The organism is Pseudomonas entomophila (assembly GCF_029193575.1).
In the GTDB taxonomy this organism is placed as follows: domain Bacteria; phylum Pseudomonadota; class Gammaproteobacteria; order Pseudomonadales; family Pseudomonadaceae; genus Aquipseudomonas; species Aquipseudomonas entomophila_G.
In genome coordinates this window covers 279,857-302,641 of sequence record NZ_JARGCS010000056.1, presented here as the reverse complement: position 1 = coordinate 302,641, position 22,785 = coordinate 279,857, and the positions used below count along the sequence as shown (strand labels likewise).

The following is a 22,785-nucleotide window of genomic DNA, read 5'->3' as shown; positions in this document are numbered from 1 at the left end:
GACCTGGTGATGATGAAGAAATACCTGTCGCGCATGCTGCTCGGCGTTACCGCGCTGGTCGCGGTCTCGGCCGCCCAGGCGGGCGCCATCGACGATGCGGTCAAGCGCGGCACGCTGCGTGTGGGCATGGACCCGACCTACATGCCGTTCGAGATGACCAACAAGCGCGGCGAGATCGTCGGCTTCGAGGTGGACATCCTCAAGGCCATGGCCAAGTCCATGGGCGTCAAGCTGGAAACCGTCTCCACCGCCTACGACGGCATCATCCCGGCGCTGTTGACCGACAAGTTCGACATGATCGGCAGCGGCATGACCCTGACCCAGGAACGCAACCTGCGCCTGAACTTCAGCGAACCCTTCATCGTCGTTGGCCAGACCCTGTTGATCCGCAAGGAACTGGCGGGTGAGATCAAGTCGTACAAGGACCTGAACAACGAGAAGTACCGCATCACTTCCAAGCTGGGCACCACGGGCGAAATGGTCGCCAAGAAGCTGATCGGCAAGGCCAAGTACCACGGCTACGACAACGAGCAGGAAGGGGTGATGGACGTGGTCAACGGCAAGGCCGATGCCTTCGTCTACGACGGGCCGTACAACGTGGTGGCGGTGGAGAAGGCCGGCGCCGGCAAGCTGTTGTTCCTGGAAGAGCCCTTCACCTTCGAGCCGCTGGCCTTCGGCCTGAAGAAAGGTGACTACGACAGCCTCAACTTCATCAACAACTTCCTGCACCAGATCAAGCATGACGGGACCTACGATCGTATCCACGACAAGTGGTTCAAGAACAAGGACTGGCTGAAGGACATGGAATAAGGCCCAGGCCACAAGCCCAGGCCCCAACCCCGACGCGCAGGTGGCGCCTTGGGTGGTTGGTCGAAGAGGTGGGTTGTCCGTACTGGCCCCCCTGACTGACTGACCTCCAGGCAACCCCTGCGCGTTCGCATTTACGGAAGCACCCACGTGATCAAACACAAGAAAGCCCTGTGGCCCTGGCACGCGCTGACCGCGCTGGTCTTGGTGGGCCTGGCGTTCAGCCTGTACCTGGCCACCTCGATGATCTCCTACGAGTGGCGCTGGAACCGCGTGCCGCAGTACTTCGCCTACAAGGCAGAGGACGTGCAGCGGGCGGCCGGCTACGGCACGGTCGAGGACATCGTCGTCTCCGGCGACAGCGCGCGCGTCACCCTCAAGGACGAAGGCGGCGACCAGCAGGTGCTGGACGTGGCCAAGGACAGCCTGCAACTGAGCCGCGGCGACGACGTTGCCGAGGGCGACGCCATCGGCGTCACCCGCTACTGGGCCGCCGGCCCGCTGGCCTGGGGCCTGTGGACCACCTTGTGGATCTCCTTGGTGTCCGGCGCCCTGGGTTTGTTGATCGGCCTGTTCGCCGGGCTGTGCCGGCTGTCGAACAACCCGACCCTGCGCGACTTGTCCACGGTGTACGTCGAGTTGGTGCGCGGCACACCGCTGCTGGTGCAGATCTTCATCTTCTACTTCTTCATCGGCACCGTGCTCAACCTGTCCCGCGAGTTCGCAGGCGTTGCGGCGCTGGCGCTGTTCACCGGCGCCTACGTGGCCGAGATCGTCCGCGCTGGCGTGCAGTCGATCGCCAAGGGGCAGAACGAGGCGGCGCGCTCGCTGGGCCTGAACGGCGCCCAGTCGATGCGCCACGTGATCCTGCCGCAGGCGTTCAAGCGCGTGCTGCCGCCGCTGGCCGGGCAGTTCATCAGCCTGGTCAAGGACACCTCGCTGGTGTCGGTGATCGCCATCACCGAGCTGACCAAGAGCGGTCGCGAGGCCATCACCACCTCGTTCTCGACCTTCGAGATCTGGTTCTGCGTGGCAGGCCTGTACCTGCTGATCAACCTGCCGCTGTCGCACATCGCCAGTCGGCTCGAGCGGAGGCTTGCGCAAAGTGATTGAAGTTCGTGAACTGCTGAAAGTCTTCGACACCCGGGGCCAGGTGGTGCGTGCGGTGGACAACGTGTCCACCCAGGTGGCCAAGGGCGAGGTGGTGGTTGTGCTCGGCCCTTCGGGCTCGGGCAAGTCGACCTTCCTGCGTTGCCTCAACGGCCTGGAGCACTTCGACGAAGGCCACGTGGCCATCGACGGCCTGCGCCTGGAAGACCCCAAGACCGACATCAACGCCTACCGCCGCGAAGTCGGCATGGTGTTCCAGCACTTCAACCTGTTCCCGCACATGACCGTGCTGGAGAACCTGTGCCTGGCGCAGAAGGTGGTGCGCAAGCGCAACAAGGCCGAGCGCGAGGCCAAGGCGCGGGCGTTGCTGGAGAAGGTCGGCATCGGCCAGAAGGCCAATGAATACCCCTCGCGCCTGTCGGGTGGCCAGCAGCAGCGGGTGGCCATCGCCCGGGCACTGGCGATGGACCCGAAGGTGATGCTGTTCGACGAGCCGACCTCGGCGCTCGACCCGGAAATGGTCGGCGAGGTGCTGGACGTGATGAAGACCCTGGCCCAGGAAGGCATGACCATGGTCTGCGTGACCCACGAGATGGGCTTTGCCCGGGAAGTGGCCGACCGGGTGCTGTTCTTCGATCACGGCAAGCTGCTGGAGGATTCGCCGCCCGAGGCGTTCTTCGCCTCGCCCAAGGACCCGCGCGCCCAGGCGTTCCTGCGCCAGGTGCTGTAAGCGGCGCTGGGCTCATCGCGGGGCAAGCCCGTTTCTGCAGGCACACCGCCGATTTCCAGGGCGGCGCCTTACCTGTAGGGCGGGCTTGCCCCGCGATAGGGCCATCAAAGGCTGAACCGCCCCAGCATCCCGCGCAACTCCTGGCCCAACTGCTCCAGTTCCCCACTGGACGCCGCGGTCTCTTCGCTGGCCGTGCTGGTCTGGTCCGAAACCACGCGCACATTGATCACGCTGCGGTTGATCTGCTCGGCCACCACGCTCTGCTCCTCGCTGGCCGTGGCGATCTGCTGGTTCATGCCCTGGATGGTCGAGACCGTGCGGGTGATCTGCCCCAGCGCATCGCCCGCCCGGCGGCTCAGTTCGACGCTCTGTTCGGTCAGGCGCTTGCTGCTGTCGAGCAGCCCGGTGACCTCGTCGGTGCCGCTGTGCAGGCTGTCGATCAACTGCTCGATTTCCTCGGTCGACTGCTGCGTGCGCTGCGCCAGCCCGCGCACCTCGTCGGCGACCACGGCGAAACCGCGCCCGGCTTCGCCGGCCCGCGCCGCCTCGATGGCGGCGTTGAGGGCCAGCAGGTTGGTTTGCTCGGATACCGACTTGATCACGTCGAGGATGCTGCCGATACGCTGGCTTTCCCCCGCCAGGTGCTGCATGGACGCCAGGCAGCGGTTCATCTGTCCGGCCAGTTGCTCGATCTGCGCGATGGCCTCGTTCACCACCTGGTCGCCCATCTGCGCCTGGTGGTCGGCGTCGGTGGCGGCGAGCGAAGCGTGCTCGGCGTTCTGCGCCACTTCCTGAACCGTGGCGCTCATCTGGTTCATCGCCGTGGCGACCTGGTCGGTTTCCTCGCGCTGCTGGTTGATGCGGTCCTTGGTGTCTTCGCTGCTGGTCGCCAGTTGCGAAGCCGCGATGGACAGGTGGCTGACACTGCGGTCGATGCCACCGATCAGCTCGCGCAGGCTCAAGGTCATGTCGCGCATGCTGTTCTGCAACTGGCCCATCTCGTCGCGGCGCGTGGCCGGCTCCACCTGGCTGAGGTCGCCACGGGCGATGCGCGCCGCCTGGGCCAGGGCTTGGCGCAGCGGCTGGGTGATCTGCAGGGTGATCAGCCAGGCGGCCAGCACCCCGAGCCCCAGGGCCAGCAGGGCCACGCTGGTGATCACCGAGCGCGCTGCCGTTGCCTCGTGGTCGCGCTGGGCGACCTTCTGCTCGGCCAGCGTCAGGCTGGCCTGGCTCAGGTCGTCGCCGATCGCCTCCATGTCGTTGTGCAGCTGTTCGACACGGATCGCGGCTCGCCGGTACTGGTCGAGGCTGGCGCGGTATTGCGCCAGTTCGGTTCTGGGGCGCTCGCTCAGGGCACGTGGAAGGCCCAGCGGCGACAAGGCTTTCAACAACTGCTCAAGGCTGCCGTCCGCAGCATTCAGGGCGGTATCGCCGACCTTGGCGAAGCTGTCCAGGGGCGAGAAGGTGTAGGCGGGAACCAGGCTTTGCTGATTGGCGCTGTCGACGTGGCGGGTGAGCGTGTCCATCATGCCAAGCGCCGCGTTGTCCTGGCTGTCGCCGGGCATCTTGAGCAAAGCTTGGGTCTGCAGGTCGTCGATCACCGTTTCCAGGGTTTGCACCTTGGCTTGCATGGCCTCGCGCAGGGTGATGCGTGTGCCGGTGGCGCGTTGCAGTTCGACGAAGTCCTCGCGCAGGCGCTGCAGCTGTTCAAGCTTTCGGGTGAGCAACTGGCGGGCCTCGTCGACGCGGCTGCGTTGCGTGAGCAAGGTGAGCTTGCTGTCCAGCTGATCGAGGATGCGCGCGATGCGGGCCTTGCTGGTGTCGTCGGCGAGCACGCGGAAGGTGATGCGCTCGGCGCGCAGGTCCTTGGTCAGGTCATTGATCTCGGTGATTTCGCTGAGCTGTTCCGAGCGGATGATGGCGCCGTCCAGGGCGCGCCAGCCGCTGAGGGTGGTTGCCAGGGTGAGAAGCAGGACCACGGCGAAGCCCAGGGCGAGCTTGAGCCTGACGCTCAGGTTGCCAAGCTTGTGGTTGAGGTAGCCGAACATGGCGATTCTCCGTCCAATTGAGAAGGGCTGGGTGATAGTGGTTTGCTATCGCCCAGCCCTTTGCTCATCGGCAGAGAGTGCGTAGGACTCGACCTGAGAATTGCGTAGGAAACGTCGCTATTTGATGTTTCGGCACAGTCCTCGTGGAAGCCGGCTTGCCCCGTGATAGGGGCAAGCCCACTACAGGCGGAAGCGCCCCACCAGCCCCTGCAAGTGCGTGCCCAGCCGCGCCAGCTCGATGCTGGAGCTGGCGGTCTCTTCACTGGCGGCGGAGGTCTGGTCGGAGATGTCCCGCACGTTCATCACGCTGCGGTTGATTTCCTCGGCCACGGCGGTCTGCTCTTCGGCGGCGGTCGCGATCTGCTGGTTCATGGCCTGGATCGACGACACGGTGCGGGTGATGGTCTCCAGCGAGCCGCCCGCGCGGCGGGTCAGTTCGACGCTGCTGTCGGTCAGCTCGCGGCTGCTGTCCATCACGCTGGCCACGCGCTGGGTGCCGCTTTGCAGGCTGGCGATCAGCTCTTCGATTTCCTCGGTCGACTGCTGGGTGCGCTGGGCCAGGCTGCGCACCTCGTCGGCCACCACTGCGAAGCCACGCCCGGCCTCGCCGGCGCGCGCGGCCTCGATGGCGGCGTTGAGCGCCAGCAGATTGGTCTGCTGGGCCACCGACTTGATCACATCCAGCACGCTGCCGATCTTGTCGCTTTCGGCCTTGAGCTGGCTCATCGCTTCGCTGGAGTTCATCACCTCGCCAGCCAGGCGCTCGATCTGCGCGATGGCCTCGCCCACGACCCGATCACCCTCGCGGGCCTGCTGGTCGGCCATCAGCGCCGCCTCGGAGGCCTGTTCCGCGTTGCGTGCGACCTCATGCACGGTGGCGGCCATTTGGTTGATGGCGGTGGCGACCTGGTCGGTCTCGACTTTCTGGTTGTTCACCCCGGCGCTGGTCTGTTCGGTGACCGCCGACAGCTGCTCGGCGGCGCTGGCGATCTGCGTCACGCCGTCGCCGATGCCGCCGATCAGCTCGCGCAGGCCCAGGGTCATGCGCTGCATGCTGGCTTGCAACTGGCCCAGCTCGTCGCGGCGTTCGACTTGCAGGTCCTGGCTCAGGTCGCCGCTGGCCACGCGCTCGGCGGCGCTGAGCGTCTGGCGCAGGGGCACGACGATCTGCCGAGTGATGACCCAGGCGGCAAGCAGGCCCAGCACCAGGGCCAGGCCGGTGGCGATCCCAAGGGTCGATTTGGCCTGGCGGGTGCCCTGGTCGCGGATGTTGGTCTGCGAGTAGGTCAGTTCCTGGCTCGCCTGCATCAATACCTGGCCCAGCTGGACCATGTTCTGCAAGGCCTGCTCGGTGGTGGTTTGCGCTTCGCTGAACTGGTTGACGGCATCGCGGTAGCCGGCCATGGCCTCGGCGGCGTCGTTCAGCGCGGCGGCGTATTCCGGCGGCAGTTTGGTCGGCAGTGCCTTGAGCAGGGCCAGGGCCTTGTCGATGGCATCCAGCGCGGTTTGCTTGAACTCGGCCTTGTCGCTGTAGGTGTAGCCCCGTACCTGGAAGCGTGCCTGTTGCAGCAGCACGCCGACTTCGACGGTGGCGTGGTAGTGGTTGATCTCACCCGATTGCAGCACGCGCTGTTCGACCTGCCCGAGCAGTTCGGCGGCCTTGTCGGCGCTGCTGCCCAGGGTGGCGCGCGCGGCTTCGCGGCGTTGCGCGGCCTGGCGCATGCTGGCGAACGCCTCCTGGTACTGGCGCAGGGCGTCCTGCTGCTTTTGCAGGCGCTGCACGTCGGCCGGCTCTTCGATCTCGTTGACCATGCGCTGCAAACGCCGGTCGAGGCTGCCAAGGGCCTTTTCCATCTCGCCCACGGCGGCGTCGTCGCGGTTGCGCTGGTACTGCTGGCGGGCGATGCGCAGCTCCTGGGTGCTCTGGTAGATCAGCGAGATGTTGCCCAGCTTGTCGCCGCGGCTGGTCACCGCGTCCAGCCCCTGCCAGCCGGTGAGGGTGATGCCCAGGGTCAATAGCAGTACCAGCCCGAAGCCAAGCCCAAGTTTGCTGTTGACGCTGATGTTGCCCAATGTTCGAGCGGCTTGACGGTACATGGTGAACTCCCTGGTGAGCGGCAGCGCTGGTTATTGTTCTCTGGACAATACATCGGCCGCGCCCCGGGGAACTTGACCTCAGGGGTGTGACTTCGGCGCTCAGAACAGCCGGGACAACAGCGCCGTCACGGCGGTCTCCACGCGCAGGATGCGCTCGCCCAATTGCACCGGTTGCAGCCCGGCCTGGCCCAGCAGCTCCACTTCGTAGGGGATCCAGCCGCCTTCCGGGCCGATCGCCAGGGTCACCGCGTCCTCGACGCCACGTGGGCAGGCGGGGTAGGGGCCGGGGTGGCCGACCAGGCCGAGGGTGCCGGCGGCGATGGCCGGCAGGCGGTCTTCGACGAACGGTTTGAAGCGCTTCTCGATGATGACCTCGGGCAGCACCGTGTCGCGGGCCTGTTCCAGGCCGAGGATGAGGTTGTCGCGAATGGCCTGCGGTTGCAGGAACGGCGTCTGCCAGAAGCTTTTCTCGACCTTGTAGCTGTTGACCAGAATCAACCGCGGCACACCCAGGGTGGCGACGGTCTGGAACAACCGGCGCAACATCTTCGGCCGGGGGACGGCAAGCACCAGGGTCAGTGGCAGCTTGGCCGGCGGCGGCTGGTCGAAGCTGACCTCAAGCTCGGCTTCGTGGCCTGCCAGGCGCAGCACCGTGGCCTTGCCCATCAGCCCGCCGATGCGCCCCACGCGCAGGCTGTCGCCCACCGCCACGCGGTGGATCTCCTGCATGTGGGTGAAGCGCCGGTCGGCCAGCACTACGCGGTCGGCCGAGATGAAGTCGGCTTCTTCGAGCAACAGCAGGTTCACGGTTGGGTCGCTGGCGGTTGGTCGTCAGGGTCGCCATCGGCTTCGTTGCGCGTTTGGCTGCGCTTGCGCACCAGGCCGCCGAACAGCACGCCGATCTCGAACAGCAGCCACATCGGCACCGCCAGCAGGGTCTGCGAGAAGATGTCCGGTGGGGTGAGGATCATGCCGACGACAAAGCAGCCGATGATCACGTAGGGGCGGATCTTGCGCAGGTAGGCCACGTCGACCACGCCGATCCACACCAGCAATACCACCGCCACCGGGATCTCGAAGGCGACCCCGAAGGCGAAGAACAGGGTCATGACGAAGTCCAGGTAGCTGGCGATGTCGGTCATCATCGACACGCCCTCGGGCGTGGCGCTGGCGAAGAAACCGAAGATCAGCGGGAATACCAGGAAATAGGCGAAGGCCATGCCGGCGTAGAACAGGATGATGCTCGACACCAGCAGCGGGATGGCGATGCGCTTTTCATGGCGGTACAGCCCCGGGGCGATGAAGCCCCAGACCTGCTGGAGAATGAACGGGATCGCCAGGAACAGCGAGACGATCATGGTCAGCTTGAACGGCGTGAGGAACGGCGAGGCCACATCGGTGGCGATCATCGTCGCGTTGGCCGGCAGGTGGGCGCGCAGTGGCGCCGACACCAGGGTGTAGATCTGCTGGGCGAAGGAGAACAGCCCGGCGAAGATCAGGAAGATGGCGGCGACACAGCGCAGCAGGCGGGTACGCAGCTCGGTCAGGTGCGCGACCAGCGGCATTGGCTGGTCTTGTTCCGGGGTTTCGCTCATGGGGTTCGGGGCGGCTGGCTTGGCTCAGGGGTAGGGGGCACGGGCGTGGCGTCGGCGGCGGGCACCTGCGGTGCGGCGTTGGCCGTTGCTTCGCTGGCGGCCGGCGGCGTGCTCGGCTGGGCCTGCGGGTTGAGGATGCGGCGGGCCTCCTCTTCCATCTGCAGGATGTGCTCGTTGTGCAACTGGCGGCGGATGTCGTCGGCACCGATTTCGCGCTCGACTTCCATCTTGATGCTGTTGAAGCTGCGCTTGAGCCGGCCGATCCACAGGCCCGCGGTGCGCGCAGCGCCCGGCAGGCGCTCGGGGCCGAGCACCAGCAGGGCGACCAGGCCGACGAGCAGCAGCTCGCTGAAGCTGATGCCGAACATGGGTCAGTCTTTCCGTTGTGGCTCTTGGACCGGCGTGGCCTGGCCCTCGAGGGTGTGCGGCTGGTTCAGCGGCGCGGTGTTGTGCGGCTGCTGGGTGGGCTGCACGGACGGTTGCACCGGCGGCGGGGTGGGCTCGGCGGGCTTGTTCTCTTCGTCGTTCATGGCCTTGCGGAAGCCCTTGATCGATTCGCCCAGGTCGCTGCCGAAGTTCTTCAGCTTCTTGGTGCCGAACACCAGCACCACGACGACCAGCAGGACGATCCAGTGTTTCCAGTCAAAGATACCCATGGTGTACTCCCTTGAATGATGTGTCGCCTGAGCGGGCGTTATCGCGGGGCGAGCCCGCTCCTACAGGGGGGCATGGCGCTCAGGTCGGTTGGCGTGCGGCCTTCTCGTCATGGCCGGAAAGGCCGAAGCGGCGGTCGAGTTCGTCGAGTACCGCCTGCGGGTGTTGGCCCAGCGCGCTGAGCATGACCAGGCTATGAAACCACAGGTCTGCGGTTTCATAGATGACATCGCTGCAATCCTTGCTGACGGCGGCGTCCTTGGCGGCGATGATGGTCTCGATGGACTCTTCGCCGAGCTTTTCCAGGATTTTGTTCAAACCCTTGTGGTAAAGGCTGGCCACGTAGGAGCTGTCGGGCGCGGCTTGCTTGCGCGCTTCCAGCACTTCGGCGAGGCGGTCGAGGGTGTCGCTCATGGTCAGTGCCCTGCGTGATAGATGGAGCCCGGGTCTTTGAGCACCGGGTCGACGATGTTCCACTGGCCGTCTTCGTAGACGCGATAGAAGCAGCTTTCACGGCCGGTATGGCAGGCGATCCCACCCAGTTGCTCGACCATCAGGATGATCACGTCGGCGTCGCAGTCCAGGCGCAGCTCATGCAGCTTCTGCACGTGCCCCGACTCTTCGCCCTTGCGCCACAGCTTGCCCCGCGAGCGCGACCAGTAGATGGCGCGCTGCTCGGCGGCGGTCAGGGCGAGGGATTCACGGTTCATCCAGGCCATCATCAGCACGCGCCCGGTCTTGTGGTCCTGGGCGATCGCCGGTACCAGGCCATCGCTATTCCACTTGATCTCGTCCAGCCAGTCTTTCATCGTCGACTCCAAACCCGGGCCGGCTCCTGTACAGGCCCTTTGCGCTCTAGTGTGCCAGCCAGCGGCGCGGCTGGCTATCGGCGCACGATCAGGTACAGGCCGGCGGCGAGCATCAGCCAGGCCGGCCAGGCGGCCGGTGCGCTGAGGCTGACGGCGCCGGCGGCCAGGGTGGCGCCGCCACCGAGCAGGCCGGCGCCCAGCAGGCGCAGCGCCCAGTTGTCGCCCAGGCGCCGACGCTCGGGCAGTTGCGGGTCGTGCAGGTGCGGTTGCGACAGGCGCTCGAGCAGGTCGCGGGTCATGTCGGCCAGGTGCGGCAGTTGCTCGGCCTGGCTGTAGAGGTTGCCGAACACCGCCTTGGGGCTCATGCGCTCGCGCATCCAGCGCTCCAGGAACGGCTTGGCCGTGCTCCACAGGTCCAGGTCCGGGTACAGCTGACGGCCCAGGCCCTCGATGTTGAGCAGGGTCTTCTGCAGCAGCACCAGCTGCGGCTGGACTTCCATGTTGAAGCGCCGGGCGGTCTGGAACAGGCGCATCAGCACCTGGCCGAACGAAATATCCTTTAGCGGTTTTTCGAAGATCGGCTCGCACACGGTGCGGATCGCCGCCTCGAACTCGTTGACCTTGGTGTGCGCCGGCACCCAGCCCGAGTCGATGTGCAATTGCGCCACGCGCCGGTAGTCACGCTTGAAGAAGGCGATCAGGTTGCGCGCCAGGTAGTCCTGGTCCTCGGCGGTGAGGCTGCCGACGATGCCGCAGTCGATGGCGATGTATTGCGGGCTCCACGGCTTGACCGTGCTGACGAAGATGTTGCCCGGGTGCATGTCGGCGTGGAAGAAGCTGTCGCGGAACACCTGGGTGAAGAACACCTCGACGCCGCGCTCGGCCAGCAGCTTCATGTCGGTGCGCTGGTCGGCCAGGGTGGCCATGTCGGTCACCGGCACGCCGTAGATGCGCTCCATCACCAGCACCTTGGGACGGCACAGGTCCCAATAGACCTGCGGCACGTACATCAGCTCCGAGCCTTCGAAGTTGCGTCGCAATTGGCTGGCGTTGGCCGCCTCGCGCAGCAGGTCGAGCTCGTCGTAGATGGTTTTCTCGTAGTCGCCGACCACCTCCACCGGGTGCAGGCGGCGGGCATCGGCGGACACCCGCTCTGCGCCCTTGGCGATCAGGAACAGCCAGGCCAGGTCCTGGGCGATCACCGGCTTCAGGCCCGGGCGCACCACCTTGACCACGACCTCTTCGCCGCTCTTCAGGCGCGCGGCATGCACCTGGGCCACCGAGGCCGAGGCCAGCGGCTCGACGTCGAAGCGGCTGAACAGCTCGCCGACCTTGGCCCCGAGCTGGCCCTCGATCAGCGCCACGGCCTTCTGCGGGTCGAACGGCGGCACGCGGTCCTGCAGCAGCATCAGCTCGTCGGCGACGTCGGTGGGCAGCAGGTCGCGGCGGGTGGAGAGCAACTGGCCGAACTTGATGAAGATCGGCCCCAGGTCCTGCAACGCCAGGCGCAGGCGTGCGCCTCGGGACAGCTCCAGCGGCTTGCGCGGCAGCCAGCGCCAGGGCATCAACAGGCGCAGGCTCATCAGCCACCAAGGCAGGGGCAGGTCGAACAGCAGGTCATCGAGGCGGTAGCGGATCACGACGCGCTGGATGCGCAACAGACGGCGGACGGCGAGCAGCTTCATGCGTTATCGCTGGTATCAAGGGATCGGGAGAGACGGCGGATACGCGCGTCCAGGCGTTCAATGTCGACCTTGAGCGCATCGAGCTCGCTGAAGGCCGCTTCGGCTTCGCGCTGGCCGACGAGGGTGCGGGATTCCTCGGCCAGGTATTCGGAGAGGTTCTGGCTGAAGCGTGCCAGGCCTTGCCGGGTCCAGCGCGCCCGCAGGCGCAGGTGGCCGGCGAGCAGCGCCGTGGGCACCGGGCCCAGCCAGCGTTGCAGCTCGTGCTCCCAGTCCAGCTCCAGGTCTTGCAACACGCCGAACAGGTCGAGCAGCACGGCGCTGTCGCCATGCAGTTCGACCTGGGGGCTGTGCAGCACGGCGTTCTTGTCCTTGGCGAAGGCCAACTGGGCCAGGCTGCCGGCCGGGGCGCGCAGGCTGCAATCGACCTCGCCCTCCCAGTGGGCGGCGAGCATCAGGCCCTCTTCGTCGGGCAGGATGAACACCTGCAAGGCTGGCTGGCGGCAGTCGATGGCGATCACCTTGCCTTCCAGCGCGGCCAGGCGCGGCAGGGCCGTGCTGTCCATGCGCAGCACACGGTTGAGCCCGTGCTCGACGCTGGCGAGCAGGCCGGCCAGGAGCATCAGGGCTTGATTCCCCGGTGCACGGCGACGATGCCACTGGTCATGTTGTGGTAGGTGACGCGGTCGAAGCCGGCGTCGACCATCATGCTCTTGAGGGTTTCCTGGTCGGGGTGCATGCGGATCGACTCGGCCAGGTAGCGGTAGCTCTCGGCGTCGTTGGTGATCAGCTTGCCGGCCAGCGGCATGAAGGCGAACGAGTAGGCGTCGTAGGCGCGCGACATCAGCTTGTTGGTGGGTTTGGAGAACTCCAGCACCAGCAGCCGGCCACCGGGCTTGAGCACGCGCAGCATCGAGCGCAGGGCGTCTTCCTTGTGGGTGACGTTGCGCAGGCCGAAGGCGATGGTCACGCAGTCGAAGTGGTTGTCGGGGAAGGGCAGCTTCTCGGCATCGGCCTGGACGAACTCGATGTTGCCGGCCACGCCACGGTCGAGCAGGCGGTCACGGCCAACCTTGAGCATCGACTCGTTGATGTCGGCCAGCACCACCTGGCCGCTGGGGCCGACCAAGCGCGAGAACTTCGCCGCCAGGTCGCCGGTGCCGCCAGCGATGTCCAGCACCCGGTTGCCGCTGCGCACGCCGGACAGCTCGATGGTGAAGCGCTTCCACAGGCGGTGCATGCCGCCGGAGAGGACGTCGTTCATCAGGTCGTACTTGGCGGCCACGGAGTGGAAGACCTCGGCGACTTTCCTCGCCTTCTGGCTCTCGGGCACGTCCTGGTAGCCGAAATGGGTGGTGGGCTCGGCGTGTTCGCCTTTGCGCTGGTCGTTCATATCGCTTCACCGGGAAAAAATTACCGCCATTCTAGGGTGAACGGGCGGATTTGTCTTGGCGGGGTGTGCCGCCTCGCGGGCGCGGGCATAATGCCGAGTATGTCCCTACTGCCTGGATGCCCCGCATGACCCAGATCAGCGTCGAACGCAAACATTCCCTCGGCCGCGAGGCCGCCCGCGCCAAGGCCGAGGCCCTGGTGGAGAAACTCTCCCGCGAGTACGACCTCAAGGCCAGCTGGAACGGCGACCGCGTCGATGTCACCCGCAGCGGCGCCAACGGCAGCGTGCACATCGGCGACGACAGCATTCGCGTCGAGCTGAAGCTGGGCATGATGCTGTCGATGATGAGCGGCACCATCAAGGGCGAGATCGAGCGCGCGCTGGACAAGGCCCTGGCCTGACTTCAGCTGCGAGCAGCGACGCCTATCAGCTCGCCGCTCGCAGCTCGTAGCTGCTCTTAGGGTGAGGTTTCTAATTTTTCGCCCTACCTTTGTGCTCAAGCCCAACGACCCTGGGCAGTTCCTCCATCCCTTTTCGAGCGTGAGGTGCAGAGCATGGCCAAGTTGAATTTGAAGAAAACCGAAGACGCCGCAGGCAGCTCCCTGGACGACGTGCGCGGCTACGCGCGCAAGGTCTGGCTGGCGGGCCTGGGCGCCTACGCCCGTGTCGGCCAGGAAGGTTCCGAGTACTTCAAGGAGCTGGTGAAGGCCGGTGAAGGCGTCGAGAAGCGCGGCAAGAAGCGCATCGACCAGAAGATCGACGCGGCCAACGGCCAGCTCGATGAAGCCACCCAGGAAGTGAGCCGCGTGCGCGGCAAGGTCGAGGTGCAACTCGACAAAATCGAAAAAGCTTTCGACGCGCGGGTCGGTCGCGCCTTGAATCGCCTCGGCATTCCGTCTAAACATGACGTTGAGGCGTTGTCTATCAAGCTTGAACAGCTGCACGAGCTGCTTGAGCGTGTCGCGCGCAAACCATAAGGAGAGCAGGATGGCTGGCAAGAAGAACACCGAGAAAGAAGGCAGCTCGTGGATCGGCGGGATCGAGAAGTACTCCCGCAAGATCTGGCTGGCGGGCCTGGGTATCTACTCCAAGGTCGACCAGGACGGGCCAAAGCTGTTCGATTCGCTGGTCAAGGACGGCGAGAAGGCCGAGAAGCAGGCCAAGAAGAACGTCGATGCCGCCAAGGACACCGCCAAGTCCGCGACCACCTCGCGGGTGTCCGATGTGAAGGACCGCGCGCTGGGCAAGTGGAGCGAGCTGGAAGAGGCCTTCGACAAGCGCCTGAACAGCGCCATCTCGCGCCTGGGCGTGCCGAGCCGCAACGAGATCAAGGCCCTGCACCAGCAGGTCGATACCTTGACCAAGCAGATCGAGAAGCTGACCGGCGCCTCGGTCACGCCGGTGTCCAAGACGGCCAGCAAGACTGCCGCCAAGCCACTGGCCAAGGCGGCGGCCAAGCCAGCTGCGAAACCGGCGGCCAAGACCGCCGCTGCCAAGCCTGCCGCTAAAGCCGCTGCCAAGCCCGCAGCAGCCAAGCCGGCCGCTAAACCGGCCGCCAAGCCTGCAGTGGCCAAGCCAGCCGCCAAACCGGCCGCCAAACCTGCAGCGGCCAAACCTGCGGCCGCCAAGCCGGCAGCGGCGAAAAAGCCTGCCGTGAAGAAGGCGCCGGCCAAGCCCGCAGCGGCCAAGCCAGCAGCACCGGCAACGCCGGCAGCCACCGCGGCGCCAGCGCCAAGCGTGGCACCGGCCAGCAGCACCCCGTCGGCGCCCGTGAACCCGGCTACCCAGGCCTGATAGCGCGGCGTCTGCATCGCGGGGCAAGCCCGCTTCCATAGATACTCCGCTGTACTCAACGTCAGCGGGGCGTCTGTGGGAGCGGGCTTGCCCCGCGATTGCGTCAGTATTGCCTACCTCACCCTTCCAGGTATTTCCCCGCCAGTTGCTCCGCCGCCTTGCGTGCCGGCGCTTGCAGGTGCGGTGCCACCAGCATCATCACCTGGTACACCACGACCCCCACGTCACCCTCGCGCCCCAGCACGCGCTGGTAATCCAGCGAGAACAGCAACGTCAGGGTGATCTGCTCGACCAATTGCCCCAGTGCCTGCATCTCGCTGACCACCAGCCCCTGCGCCTTCAGGCTCGCCAGCAACGCAGCCAGCGTGCGCTTGAGCGCATTGATCAGGTTGCGCATGCCCCGCGCCAGCTTCGGCAGCTTGCCACTGAGGTTCGACAGGTCCTGGAACAGGAAGCGGTACTGCGCCATGCGCTCGACGATCAGGTGCAGGAACAGCCAGTAGTCCTCGGCATCCAGGCGCACCTCCAGGGGCGGGTCGAGCAGTGGCATCAGTTCTTCTTCGAAGCGCTCGAACAAGCCCAGCACCAGCGGCTCCTTGCCGTGGAAGTGGTAGTACAGGTTGCCTGGGCTGATGCCCATCTCGTTGGCGATTTCCAGGGTCGAGACGTTTGGCTCGCCCTGATCGTTGAACAGTTGCTGGGCACAGGCCAGGATGCGGTCGCGGGTTTTCATTCGGTCAGCGCGCCAGCACGTAGGCGCCCGGCGCCGGGCTCAGCGGCGGGTAGGTGGCATTGCCCAACTGCGCCTTGGGCGCCTTCAGGCTGCCGGAGCGCTGGCCAATCCATTCCACCCACTGCGGCCACCAACTGCCGTCGCTGCGCGTGGCGTCGTGGAACCAGGCGCGCGGGTCGCTCGACAGACGGGGGTTCTCCAGGTAGTACGCCTTGGGGTTGCCCGGCGGGTTGATGATGCTCTGGATATGCCCACTGTGCGACAGCACGAAGCGCCGCTCGCCGCCCAGCAGCAGGGCCGAGCGGTACACCGCGTCCCACGGGGTGATGTGGTCGTTGCTGCCGGCCACCGTGAAGCTGTCGACCGTGACCTGCCTGAGGTCGATCGGCGTGCCGCACACTTGCAGGCCATCAGGGTGAGTGAGCGGGTTGAGCTTGAAGAAGTCCAGCAGGTCGCCGTGCAGCGCCGCCGGCAGGCGGGTGTTGTCGGCGTTCCAGTAGAGGATGTCGAAGGCCGGTGGCGCCTTGCCGAGCAGGTAGTTGTTGACCCAGTAGTTCCAGATCAAGTCGTTGGGGCGCATCCAGGCGAAGATCCGCGCCACCTCGCCGCCGTCGAGCACGCCGCGCTGGTGCGAGCGGCGCTTGGCCGCCTCGATGGTCTGCTCGTCGGCGAACAGGCTGGCGGGGCTGTCGAACTGGCTGTCGAGCAGGCTCACCAGGTAGGTGGCGCTGCGCACCCGGTTGAGCTGCTGCTTGGCCTGCAGGTGGCCTTGCAGCGCGGCCATGGTCAGCCCGCCGGCGCAGGCGCCCATCAGGTTGGGGTCGCGGCTGCCGCTGATGCTGCGGCAGGCATTGAGCGCTTCCTCCAGCGCTTGCACGTAGCTCGACAGGCCCCATTCGCGGTGGCGCGGGTCGGGGTTGCGCCAGCTGACCATGAACACCTGCAGGCCGCTCTTGAGCATGTATTGGACGAAGCTGTTGGTCGGTCCAAGGTCGAAGATGTAGAACTTGTTGATCTGCGGCGGCACCACCAGCAGGGGCCGGGCGAACTGCTTCTCGCTCATCGGCTTGTACTGGATCAGTTCCAGCAACTCGTTGCGAAACACCACGGCGCCTGGTGTGGTGGCCAGGTTGCCGCCGACCTCGAAGGCGCGCTCGTCGACCTGGCGTGGCAGGCCGTCGTTGTGGCGCATGTCGTCCACCAGGTGGGCCAGGCCGCGCACCAGGCTTTGGCCGCCGGTGTTGAGCAGTTCCTTGATCGCCAGCGGGTTGAGCAGGCTGTTGCTCGGCGCCAGGGCATCGGTCAGCAGGTTGAACAGAAAGTGCGCGCGGGCGCGGTCGTCGTCGGCCAGCGAGCTTTCCTCGATCCACTGGCGGGTCTGCTTCTGCCAGGCCAGGTAGGCTTGCAGGCCGCGGCGGTAGAAGGGGTTCTGGCTCCAGGTCGGGTCGCTGAAGCGATTGTCGCGCGGGTGCGGTTGGTGCGGGGTGTCGCCGAGCAACACGCGGCCCAGCTGGCCGCCCAGGCTGAGCAGGTGGTGGGCGGTGTGCAACGGGTTGCGCAGGCCGATGCGGCTCACCTGGCGCAGGGTCGAGACCAGGTCGCGGCCGCGCAGGCCGGTGATTGCGTTCTGCACGCTCATGCTGGTGGCGGGGGGCGGTGCCTTCCCTTTTTCCGGTTTTTCCTTCATGGCAACACTCCCTCGTCGGTCCATTTGTGCGGGGGCCTCATCGCAGGGCAAGCCCGCTCCCACAGAGGCCCCGCTGATTCTGAATACAGCGGGGTCCCTGTGGGAGCGGGCTTGCCCTGGGAGAGGGCCGTGCAGTTACAGCCAGAAACGACCTCACCCGCCAGAGGCGGGGCGCGGGTGCATCACCGCGCGTTGGCGTTCTTGCTGGAGGAATTTCATGATGATCGGCGCGACGGCCTCGGCCCGGGTGATCAGGAACAGGTGACCGTCGTCGATTATGTGTAGCTGGGCGTTGGGAATTCGCCAAGCCAGCAGGCGCATGTTGATCAGTGGAATCAACGGGTCGTCGTCGCCGGCCAGCACCAGGGTCGGTTGGCTGATCTTGTGCAGCCAATGGATGCTGGTCCAGCCAAGGCCGGCGAACAACTGCCAGTAATAGCCCATCTTGCCGCCGGAGCGCACCTTGGCCGCGTGGTGCATGGCCAGCTCCGGGTCGCGGCGGAAACCACCGCCGTAGATCAGCGGCGCGATGCGGATCACGTGGGACGGCTGCACGTAGCGCCGGGGGCTGGCCATCATCCACAGCACCTTGGGCTTGCCCGGCACCATGAAGGCGCCAGCGGCGGTGGCGGCCAGCACCAGCTTCTTGCAGCGCTCGGGGTAGTCGTGGGCGAACTGCTGGGCCAGCGCGCCGCCCCAGGAAACGCCGATGACGTTGACCTGGCCGTAGTCCAGGTAGTCGAGCATGCGTGCGGTCAGCTTGGCCAGGCCGGGGAAGCGGTAGGGGTGGCGCGGCGTCGACGAGCCGCCGACACCGGGCACGTCGAAGGCGATGACTTCCAGGTCCGGGTCCAGCGCCTCGATGAACGGGAACACCAGCTCGAGGTTGGCGCCGATGCCGTTGAAGATCAGCAGCGGCGTCAGGTGCGGCTTGCCGGGGCGGACGGCGGTGCGGATGGACTGGTTGTCCAGCTCGACGGTCCTGAAGATGTACGGTTGCGACATGCACGGAACTCTGGGGTGGATGAAACGCCGTGGCGCGCCCGGGCGGCCACGGCGGTGTGGCTCAGCGCTCGTGGACGTAGGTGCCCGGTGCCGCCTCGCCGGCGGCATAGGCGCGGTTGCCCAGGCGCGTCGGGGCTTTCTTCAGCTCGCCCGCCCGCTCGCCCAGCCAGGTCTGCCAGTGCAGCCACCAGGAGTCGGCGTGCTTGACCGCGTTCTCCTGCCAGGCCAGCGGGTCATCGGGGCGGTCCTCTCCGGTCATGAAGCGTGCCTTGGGGTTGCCCGGCGGGTTGAGGATGCTCTGGATATGCCCGCTGTTGGACAGCACGAACTCGATCTTGCCACCGAACAGGTGCGCCGAGCGGTAGCACGACTGCCACGGGGTGATGTGGTCGGCGGTGCCGGCGACGCTGTAGATGTCGCACTTCACCTGCTTCAGGTCGATCGGCGTGCCGCACACCTCCAGGGCATCGGCGCGGGTCAGCGGGTTGTTCTTGAACATCTCGATCAGGTCGCCGTGGAAGGCGGCGGGCAGTCGCGTGGTGTCGTTGTTCCAGAACAGGATGTCGAAGATCGGCGGCGGGTTGCCGAGCAGGTAGTTGTTGACCCAGTAGTTCCAGATCAGGTCGTTGGGGCGCATCCAGGCGAACACCTTGGCCATGTCGCTGCCTTCGAGCACGCCGGCCTGGTAGGAGTGGCGCTTGGCCGCCTCCAGGGTCTGCTCGTCGACGAACAGCGCGACCTGGGTGTCGACCGTGGTGTCGAGCACGCTGACCAGCAGGGTCAGGGCGTTCACCTTGCTCTCGCCGATCGCCGCGTAATGGCCCACGAGCGCCGTGCAGGTGATGCCGCCGGAGCACGCGCCGAGCATGTTCAGGTCCTTGGCGCCGGTGATCGCCAGCACCGCGTCGACCGCCTCCTTGAGTGCGTCGATGTAGGTAGACAGGCCCCATTCGCGCTGGGCCTTGGTCGGGTTGCGCCAGCTGACGATGAAGGTCTGCTGGTTGGAGCGCAGGCAGAAGCGCGCCAGGCTCTTCTCCGGGCTCAGGTCGAAGACGTAGAACTTGTTGATCTGCGGCGGCACCACCAGCAGTGGGCGGGCATGCACCTGCTCGGTGATCGGGCGGTACTGGATCAGCTCCAGCACGTCGTTGCGGTAGACCACCGCGCCCTCGCTGGTGCCCAGGTTCTTGCCCACCTCGAAGGCGTCCATGTTCACCTGGCTGGGCATGCCACCGTTGTTGACCATGTCCTTGGCCAGGTTGGAGAGGCCGTCGAGCAGGCTCTTGCCGCCGGTCTCGAAGAAGCGCTTGACCGCCTGCGGGTTGGCCAGGGTGTTGGTCGGGGCCATGGCTTCGGTCATCAGGTTGATGACGAACTGGCCGCGGCTGATGTCCTGCGGCGACAGATTGCTCTCGCCAATCCAGTCGTTGAGTTCCTTGCGCCACGCCAGGTAGGTCTGCAGGTAGCGCCGGTACAGGGGGTTCTGGTTCCAGGCCGGGTCGTTGAAGCGGCGGTCGTCGTTTTCCGGCTGCAGGGCGGACTTGCCCAGCAGCACGTTTTTCAGTTCCAGGCCGAAATGCGCCACGTGCTTGGCGCTGTGCAGCGGTTGGCGAACCGCCTGGCGCAGCACGGTCCGCGCCGAAGTCAGCAGGTCCTTGCGGCGGATACCGATGACCGGGTTCAGCCCCAGGGTGTTTTCCGAGGCCTGCCGCTGCAGCTCATCGTTGTTCTTGTTACTCATCTACGACGCTCCGTTGTCCTGAGACGAGTACCGGTTGACTGTGGCGGGTACACAGGCGAATGCCGGTACTGCTGCTCGGGTGACCAGTGATAACGAACAGCGGTTGCGGACCGGATGCAAACGGTGATGAGCGGCGGGTTTTTCTGCGTGTGAAGACAGCCTGCTTTCGCTCGCGACCTCTACATACCGGCCTGGCCCTGTTCGTTCATGCAGCACAGCAAACGATGCAGGGAACTTGCCAGTTCCATTGGTTACCCGACTTTCATGTAATGCGCAAGACAACCCTTCGTGGGCTGTCATCCAGGCATTCAAGCAGATGAGATTAGAAAATGCGCTCTAAAGCTGGGAAGCCTTGCGCTAGAGCATCAGTTTCACCACCGACTCGGCCGGGTCGCGGGATTTGCCGGCCTTGTGCAGTTCGTCGAGGTACTCGGCCCACAGTTGCTCCTGGCGCAGGCACAGTTGCTCGAGGTACTCCCAGGTGAACAGGCCGCTGTCATGGCCGTCGTCGAAGGTCAGTTTCAGTGCGTACTGGCCGGCAGGCTCGAGGGCGCTGAGGCCGACGTCGACCTTGCCGAATTGCAGGATGGGTTTGCCGTGGCCCTGGACTTCGGCGGAAGGGGAGTGCACCCGCAGGAACTCGGCGGGCAGGTGGTAGACCTCGCCGGGGGCATAGGTGAGGGTCAGGGTTTTCGAGGCTTTGTGCAGGTTGATGGCGGTGGGCAGGCGGGCCATGGCGGGGTCTCGTTTAGCGGCAAGCTTCAAGCTTCAAGCTACGAGAGTCGATATTCAAGCCATCGCGGAAAAATCATTCGGCCGGTTTGCCGCAAGCGACGCAGATCAACTGGTCGCTTGCCGCTTGTGGCTCGCGCTTACAGGATGTAGCGCGACAGGTCTTCGTTCTGCGCCAGCTCGCCGAGGTGGCTGTTGACGTACGCCGCGTCGATGTGGATCGGCGCCTCGTCATGCACGCTGGCCAGGTCGCCGGCGCTGAACGACACCTCTTCGAGCAGGCGCTCGAGCAGGGTGTGCAGGCGGCGCGCACCGATGTTCTCGGTCTTCTCGTTGACCTGGTAGGCGATCTCGGCCAGGCGCTTGATGCCGTCGGCGGCGAACTCGATGTTCAGGCCCTCGGTCTTGAGCAGCTCGCGGTATTGCTCGGTCAACGAGGCGTGCGGCTCCTTGAGGATGCGCTCGAAGTCTTCCGGGGTCAGGGCCTTGAGCTCGACACGGATCGGCAGGCGGCCTTGCAGCTCGGGCACCAGGTCGCTTGGCTTGCTCAGGTGGAACGCGCCGGAAGCGATGAACAGGATGTGGTCGGTCTTGACCATGCCCAGTTTGGTGTTGACCGTGCAGCCCTCGATCAACGGCAGCAGGTCACGCTGCACACCCTCGCGGGAGACATCGGCGCCACCGACGTTGCCACGCTTGGCCACCTTGTCGATCTCGTCGATGAACACGATGCCGTGTTGCTCGACCGCTTCCAGGGCCTTGCCCTTGAGCTCTTCCTCGTTGACCAGGCGGCTCGCCTCTTCGTCGCGGACCATCTTCAGCGCTTCCTTGACCTTCAGCTTGCGGGTCTTGCGCTTGCCCTTGCCCATGTTGGCGAACAGGCTCTGCAACTGGTTGGTCATCTCTTCCATGCCGGGCGGCGCGGCGATCTCGACGCCCATGTTCTCGGCGACTTCGATCTCGATTTCCTTGTCGTCCAGCTGGCCTTCGCGCAGGCGCTTGCGGAACAGCTGGCGGGTGTTGGAGTCGCTGCTCGACGGCTGGGCTTCCTCGTTGAAGCTGCTGACCCGCGCCTGCGGCAGCAGGGCGTCGAGGATGCGGTCTTCGGCGGCGTCTTCGGCGCGGTGGCGCACGCGCACGATTTCCTGCTCGCGCAGCATCTTCAGCGCGGCATCGGCCAGGTCGCGGATGATCGACTCGACATCGCGGCCGACGTAGCCGACTTCGGTGAACTTGGTCGCCTCGACCTTGATGAACGGTGCATTGGCCAGTTTGGCCAGGCGCCGGGCGATTTCGGTCTTGCCCACGCCGGTGGGGCCGATCATCAGGATGTTCTTCGGCGTGACTTCGGCGCGCAGCTCGGCCGGCAGTTGCATGCGCCGCCAGCGGTTGCGCAGGGCGATGGCCACGGCGCGCTTGGCGTCGTCCTGGCCGATGATGTGGCGGTTGAGTTCGTGGACGATCTCGCGGGGGGTCATGGACATGATGAATATGGTCCTCGGGCGCAGTGGGTCAGCGTGGAAAAGCCCCCTCACCGGGAGAGGGCGCCAGAACAGCTGATCACTGCGCCAGGTCCTGCTCCTCGATGGTCAGGTTGTGGTTGGTGAACACGCAGATGTCGCCGGCGATGTTCAGGGCGGTTTCGGCGATTTCGCGTGCCGAGAGGTCGGTCTTGTTCAGCAGGGCGCGGGCTGCGGCCTGGGCGTAGGCGCCGCCGGAACCCATGGCGATCAGGCCGTCCTCGGGTTCGACCACGTCACCGTTGCCGGTGATGATCAGCGAGGCGTCCTTGTTGGCCACCGCCAGCATGGCCTCCAGGCGGCTGAGGGTACGGTCGGTGCGCCATTCCTTGGCCAGCTCGACGGCGGCGCGCACCAGGTGGCCGGAATGTTTCTGCAACTGGGCTTCGAAGCGCTCGAACAGGGTGAAGGCATCGGCGGTGGCACCGGCGAAGCCGGCGATGACCTCGCCGTTGTACAGGCGGCGCACCTTCTTGGCGTTGCCTTTCATCACGGTATTGCCGAGGGAAACCTGGCCGTCGCCGCCCATGACGACTTTGCCGTGGCGGCGGACTGAAACGATGGTGGTCAAGGGGAGAGTCTCCACGCAGCGGGGCGAAAATGCCTGTTGCAGACTCATATGGGGGTGGGGGGAAGGATTTCAACCTG

24 protein-coding genes and 1 pseudogene are annotated in these 22,785 nt (G+C 65.8%); 6 read left to right on the top strand and 19 right to left on the bottom strand.

Translation table 11 applies throughout. The features are described from left to right. Nucleotides 1–12 precede the first annotated feature (12 nt). From P0Y43_RS25150 to P0Y43_RS25140, 3 genes are all read left to right on the top strand, one after another. A complete protein-coding gene (locus P0Y43_RS25150; protein ID WP_275640226.1) occupies nucleotides 13–810 on the top strand; it encodes a transporter substrate-binding domain-containing protein in 798 nt (265 codons plus the stop codon). A gap of 147 nt (nucleotides 811–957) precedes the next feature. Beyond that, entirely contained in the window at nucleotides 958–1,920 is a 963-nt protein-coding gene (locus P0Y43_RS25145) for an amino acid ABC transporter permease (RefSeq protein ID WP_275639953.1), read from the top strand. Continuing rightward, nucleotides 1,913–2,647 (top strand): amino acid ABC transporter ATP-binding protein, encoded by a 735-nt coding sequence (locus P0Y43_RS25140; RefSeq protein ID WP_275640225.1) that lies wholly within the window; start codon nucleotides 1,913–1,915, stop codon nucleotides 2,645–2,647. The genes P0Y43_RS25145 and P0Y43_RS25140 overlap by 8 nt, the downstream gene beginning before the upstream one ends. 104 nt (nucleotides 2,648–2,751) lie before the next feature. Here the strand turns inward: P0Y43_RS25140 and P0Y43_RS25135 are convergent, their stop codons facing one another. The 12 genes and pseudogenes from P0Y43_RS25135 to ubiE all read right to left on the bottom strand — a co-directional run bounded on the left by P0Y43_RS25135 (nucleotide 2,752) and on the right by ubiE (nucleotide 12,925). Then, the gene (locus P0Y43_RS25135) at nucleotides 2,752–4,695 is read right to left on the bottom strand and encodes a methyl-accepting chemotaxis protein (protein ID WP_275639952.1); all 1,944 of its coding nucleotides are present in this window, start codon (nucleotides 4,693–4,695) and stop codon (nucleotides 2,752–2,754) included. A gap of 180 nt (nucleotides 4,696–4,875) precedes the next feature. Continuing rightward, nucleotides 4,876–5,739 (bottom strand): methyl-accepting chemotaxis protein, encoded by an 864-nt coding sequence (locus P0Y43_RS27215; protein ID WP_430540288.1) that lies wholly within the window; start codon nucleotides 5,737–5,739, stop codon nucleotides 4,876–4,878. Further along, nucleotides 5,734–6,792, bottom strand: a pseudogene (locus P0Y43_RS27210) (methyl-accepting chemotaxis protein); the annotation flags it as partial. The gene P0Y43_RS27215 and the pseudogene P0Y43_RS27210, both read right to left, overlap by 6 nt. Nucleotides 6,793–6,891: 99 nt before the next feature. Further along, a complete protein-coding gene (locus P0Y43_RS25125) occupies nucleotides 6,892–7,599 on the bottom strand; it encodes a 16S rRNA (uracil(1498)-N(3))-methyltransferase (protein ID WP_275639950.1) in 708 nt (235 codons plus the stop codon). Then, a complete protein-coding gene (tatC, locus tag P0Y43_RS25120) occupies nucleotides 7,596–8,387 on the bottom strand; it encodes a twin-arginine translocase subunit TatC (protein ID WP_275639949.1) in 792 nt (263 codons plus the stop codon). Before tatC ends, P0Y43_RS25125 begins: the two co-directional genes overlap by 4 nt. Continuing rightward, the gene (gene tatB / locus P0Y43_RS25115) at nucleotides 8,384–8,755 is read right to left on the bottom strand and encodes a Sec-independent protein translocase protein TatB (RefSeq protein ID WP_275639948.1); all 372 of its coding nucleotides are present in this window, start codon (nucleotides 8,753–8,755) and stop codon (nucleotides 8,384–8,386) included. The genes tatC and tatB overlap by 4 nt, the downstream gene beginning before the upstream one ends. A gap of 3 nt (nucleotides 8,756–8,758) precedes the next feature. After that, complete coding sequence (locus P0Y43_RS25110) at nucleotides 8,759–9,043, bottom strand: twin-arginine translocase TatA/TatE family subunit (protein ID WP_275639947.1); 285 nt, start codon at nucleotides 9,041–9,043, stop codon at nucleotides 8,759–8,761. 79 nt (nucleotides 9,044–9,122) lie between these two features. Continuing rightward, nucleotides 9,123–9,455 (bottom strand): phosphoribosyl-ATP diphosphatase, encoded by a 333-nt coding sequence (locus tag P0Y43_RS25105; protein ID WP_275639946.1) that lies wholly within the window; start codon nucleotides 9,453–9,455, stop codon nucleotides 9,123–9,125. 2 nt (nucleotides 9,456–9,457) lie between these two features. Next, a complete protein-coding gene (hisI, locus tag P0Y43_RS25100) occupies nucleotides 9,458–9,850 on the bottom strand; it encodes a phosphoribosyl-AMP cyclohydrolase (protein ID WP_275639945.1) in 393 nt (130 codons plus the stop codon). A gap of 74 nt (nucleotides 9,851–9,924) precedes the next feature. Then, nucleotides 9,925–11,535 (bottom strand): ubiquinone biosynthesis regulatory protein kinase UbiB, encoded by a 1,611-nt coding sequence (gene ubiB / locus P0Y43_RS25095; RefSeq protein ID WP_275639944.1) that lies wholly within the window; start codon nucleotides 11,533–11,535, stop codon nucleotides 9,925–9,927. Then, on the bottom strand, nucleotides 11,532–12,155 hold the full coding sequence (locus tag P0Y43_RS25090; RefSeq protein WP_275639943.1) for a ubiquinone biosynthesis accessory factor UbiJ: 624 nt from the start codon (nucleotides 12,153–12,155) through the stop codon (nucleotides 11,532–11,534). Before P0Y43_RS25090 ends, ubiB begins: the two co-directional genes overlap by 4 nt. Beyond that, nucleotides 12,155–12,925, bottom strand: a complete 771-nt coding sequence (ubiE, locus tag P0Y43_RS25085; RefSeq protein WP_275639942.1) for a bifunctional demethylmenaquinone methyltransferase/2-methoxy-6-polyprenyl-1,4-benzoquinol methylase UbiE — start codon at nucleotides 12,923–12,925, stop codon at nucleotides 12,155–12,157. Before ubiE ends, P0Y43_RS25090 begins: the two co-directional genes overlap by 1 nt. 125 nt (nucleotides 12,926–13,050) lie before the next feature. Between ubiE and P0Y43_RS25080 the strand changes: the two genes are divergently transcribed. From P0Y43_RS25080 to P0Y43_RS25070, 3 genes are all read left to right on the top strand, one after another. After that, nucleotides 13,051–13,326, top strand: a complete 276-nt coding sequence (locus tag P0Y43_RS25080; RefSeq protein WP_275639941.1) for a polyhydroxyalkanoic acid system family protein — start codon at nucleotides 13,051–13,053, stop codon at nucleotides 13,324–13,326. A 153-nt stretch (nucleotides 13,327–13,479) separates the two neighbouring features. Further along, nucleotides 13,480–13,902, top strand: coding sequence for a phasin family protein (locus P0Y43_RS25075; protein WP_275639940.1), 423 nt, complete (start codon nucleotides 13,480–13,482; stop codon nucleotides 13,900–13,902). A 10-nt stretch (nucleotides 13,903–13,912) separates the two neighbouring features. Next, nucleotides 13,913–14,719 (top strand): phasin family protein, encoded by an 807-nt coding sequence (locus P0Y43_RS25070; protein ID WP_275639939.1) that lies wholly within the window; start codon nucleotides 13,913–13,915, stop codon nucleotides 14,717–14,719. A 118-nt stretch (nucleotides 14,720–14,837) separates the two neighbouring features. Here the strand turns inward: P0Y43_RS25070 and P0Y43_RS25065 are convergent, their stop codons facing one another. The 7 genes from P0Y43_RS25065 to hslV form a co-directional block, all read right to left on the bottom strand. Beyond that, complete coding sequence (locus tag P0Y43_RS25065) at nucleotides 14,838–15,452, bottom strand: TetR/AcrR family transcriptional regulator (RefSeq protein ID WP_275639938.1); 615 nt, start codon at nucleotides 15,450–15,452, stop codon at nucleotides 14,838–14,840. A gap of 4 nt (nucleotides 15,453–15,456) precedes the next feature. After that, a complete protein-coding gene (gene phaC / locus P0Y43_RS25060) occupies nucleotides 15,457–17,139 on the bottom strand; it encodes a class II poly(R)-hydroxyalkanoic acid synthase (protein WP_275639937.1) in 1,683 nt (560 codons plus the stop codon). Nucleotides 17,140–17,292: 153 nt separating this feature from the next. Then, nucleotides 17,293–18,144: a poly(3-hydroxyalkanoate) depolymerase gene (gene phaZ / locus P0Y43_RS25055; RefSeq protein ID WP_275639936.1), complete on the bottom strand. Its 852-nt coding sequence runs from the start codon at nucleotides 18,142–18,144 to the stop codon at nucleotides 17,293–17,295. Nucleotides 18,145–18,205: 61 nt separating this feature from the next. Next, the gene (gene phaC, locus P0Y43_RS25050; protein WP_275639935.1) at nucleotides 18,206–19,885 is read right to left on the bottom strand and encodes a class II poly(R)-hydroxyalkanoic acid synthase; all 1,680 of its coding nucleotides are present in this window, start codon (nucleotides 19,883–19,885) and stop codon (nucleotides 18,206–18,208) included. A 357-nt stretch (nucleotides 19,886–20,242) separates the two neighbouring features. Next, nucleotides 20,243–20,620, bottom strand: a complete 378-nt coding sequence (locus P0Y43_RS25045; RefSeq protein WP_275639934.1) for a DUF971 domain-containing protein — start codon at nucleotides 20,618–20,620, stop codon at nucleotides 20,243–20,245. 137 nt (nucleotides 20,621–20,757) lie between these two features. Then, on the bottom strand, nucleotides 20,758–22,101 hold the full coding sequence (gene hslU, locus P0Y43_RS25040) for an ATP-dependent protease ATPase subunit HslU (protein WP_275639933.1): 1,344 nt from the start codon (nucleotides 22,099–22,101) through the stop codon (nucleotides 20,758–20,760). Between the two features lie 76 nt (nucleotides 22,102–22,177). Beyond that, the gene (gene hslV, locus P0Y43_RS25035; RefSeq protein WP_275639932.1) at nucleotides 22,178–22,708 is read right to left on the bottom strand and encodes an ATP-dependent protease subunit HslV; all 531 of its coding nucleotides are present in this window, start codon (nucleotides 22,706–22,708) and stop codon (nucleotides 22,178–22,180) included. Nucleotides 22,709–22,785 lie beyond the last annotated feature (77 nt).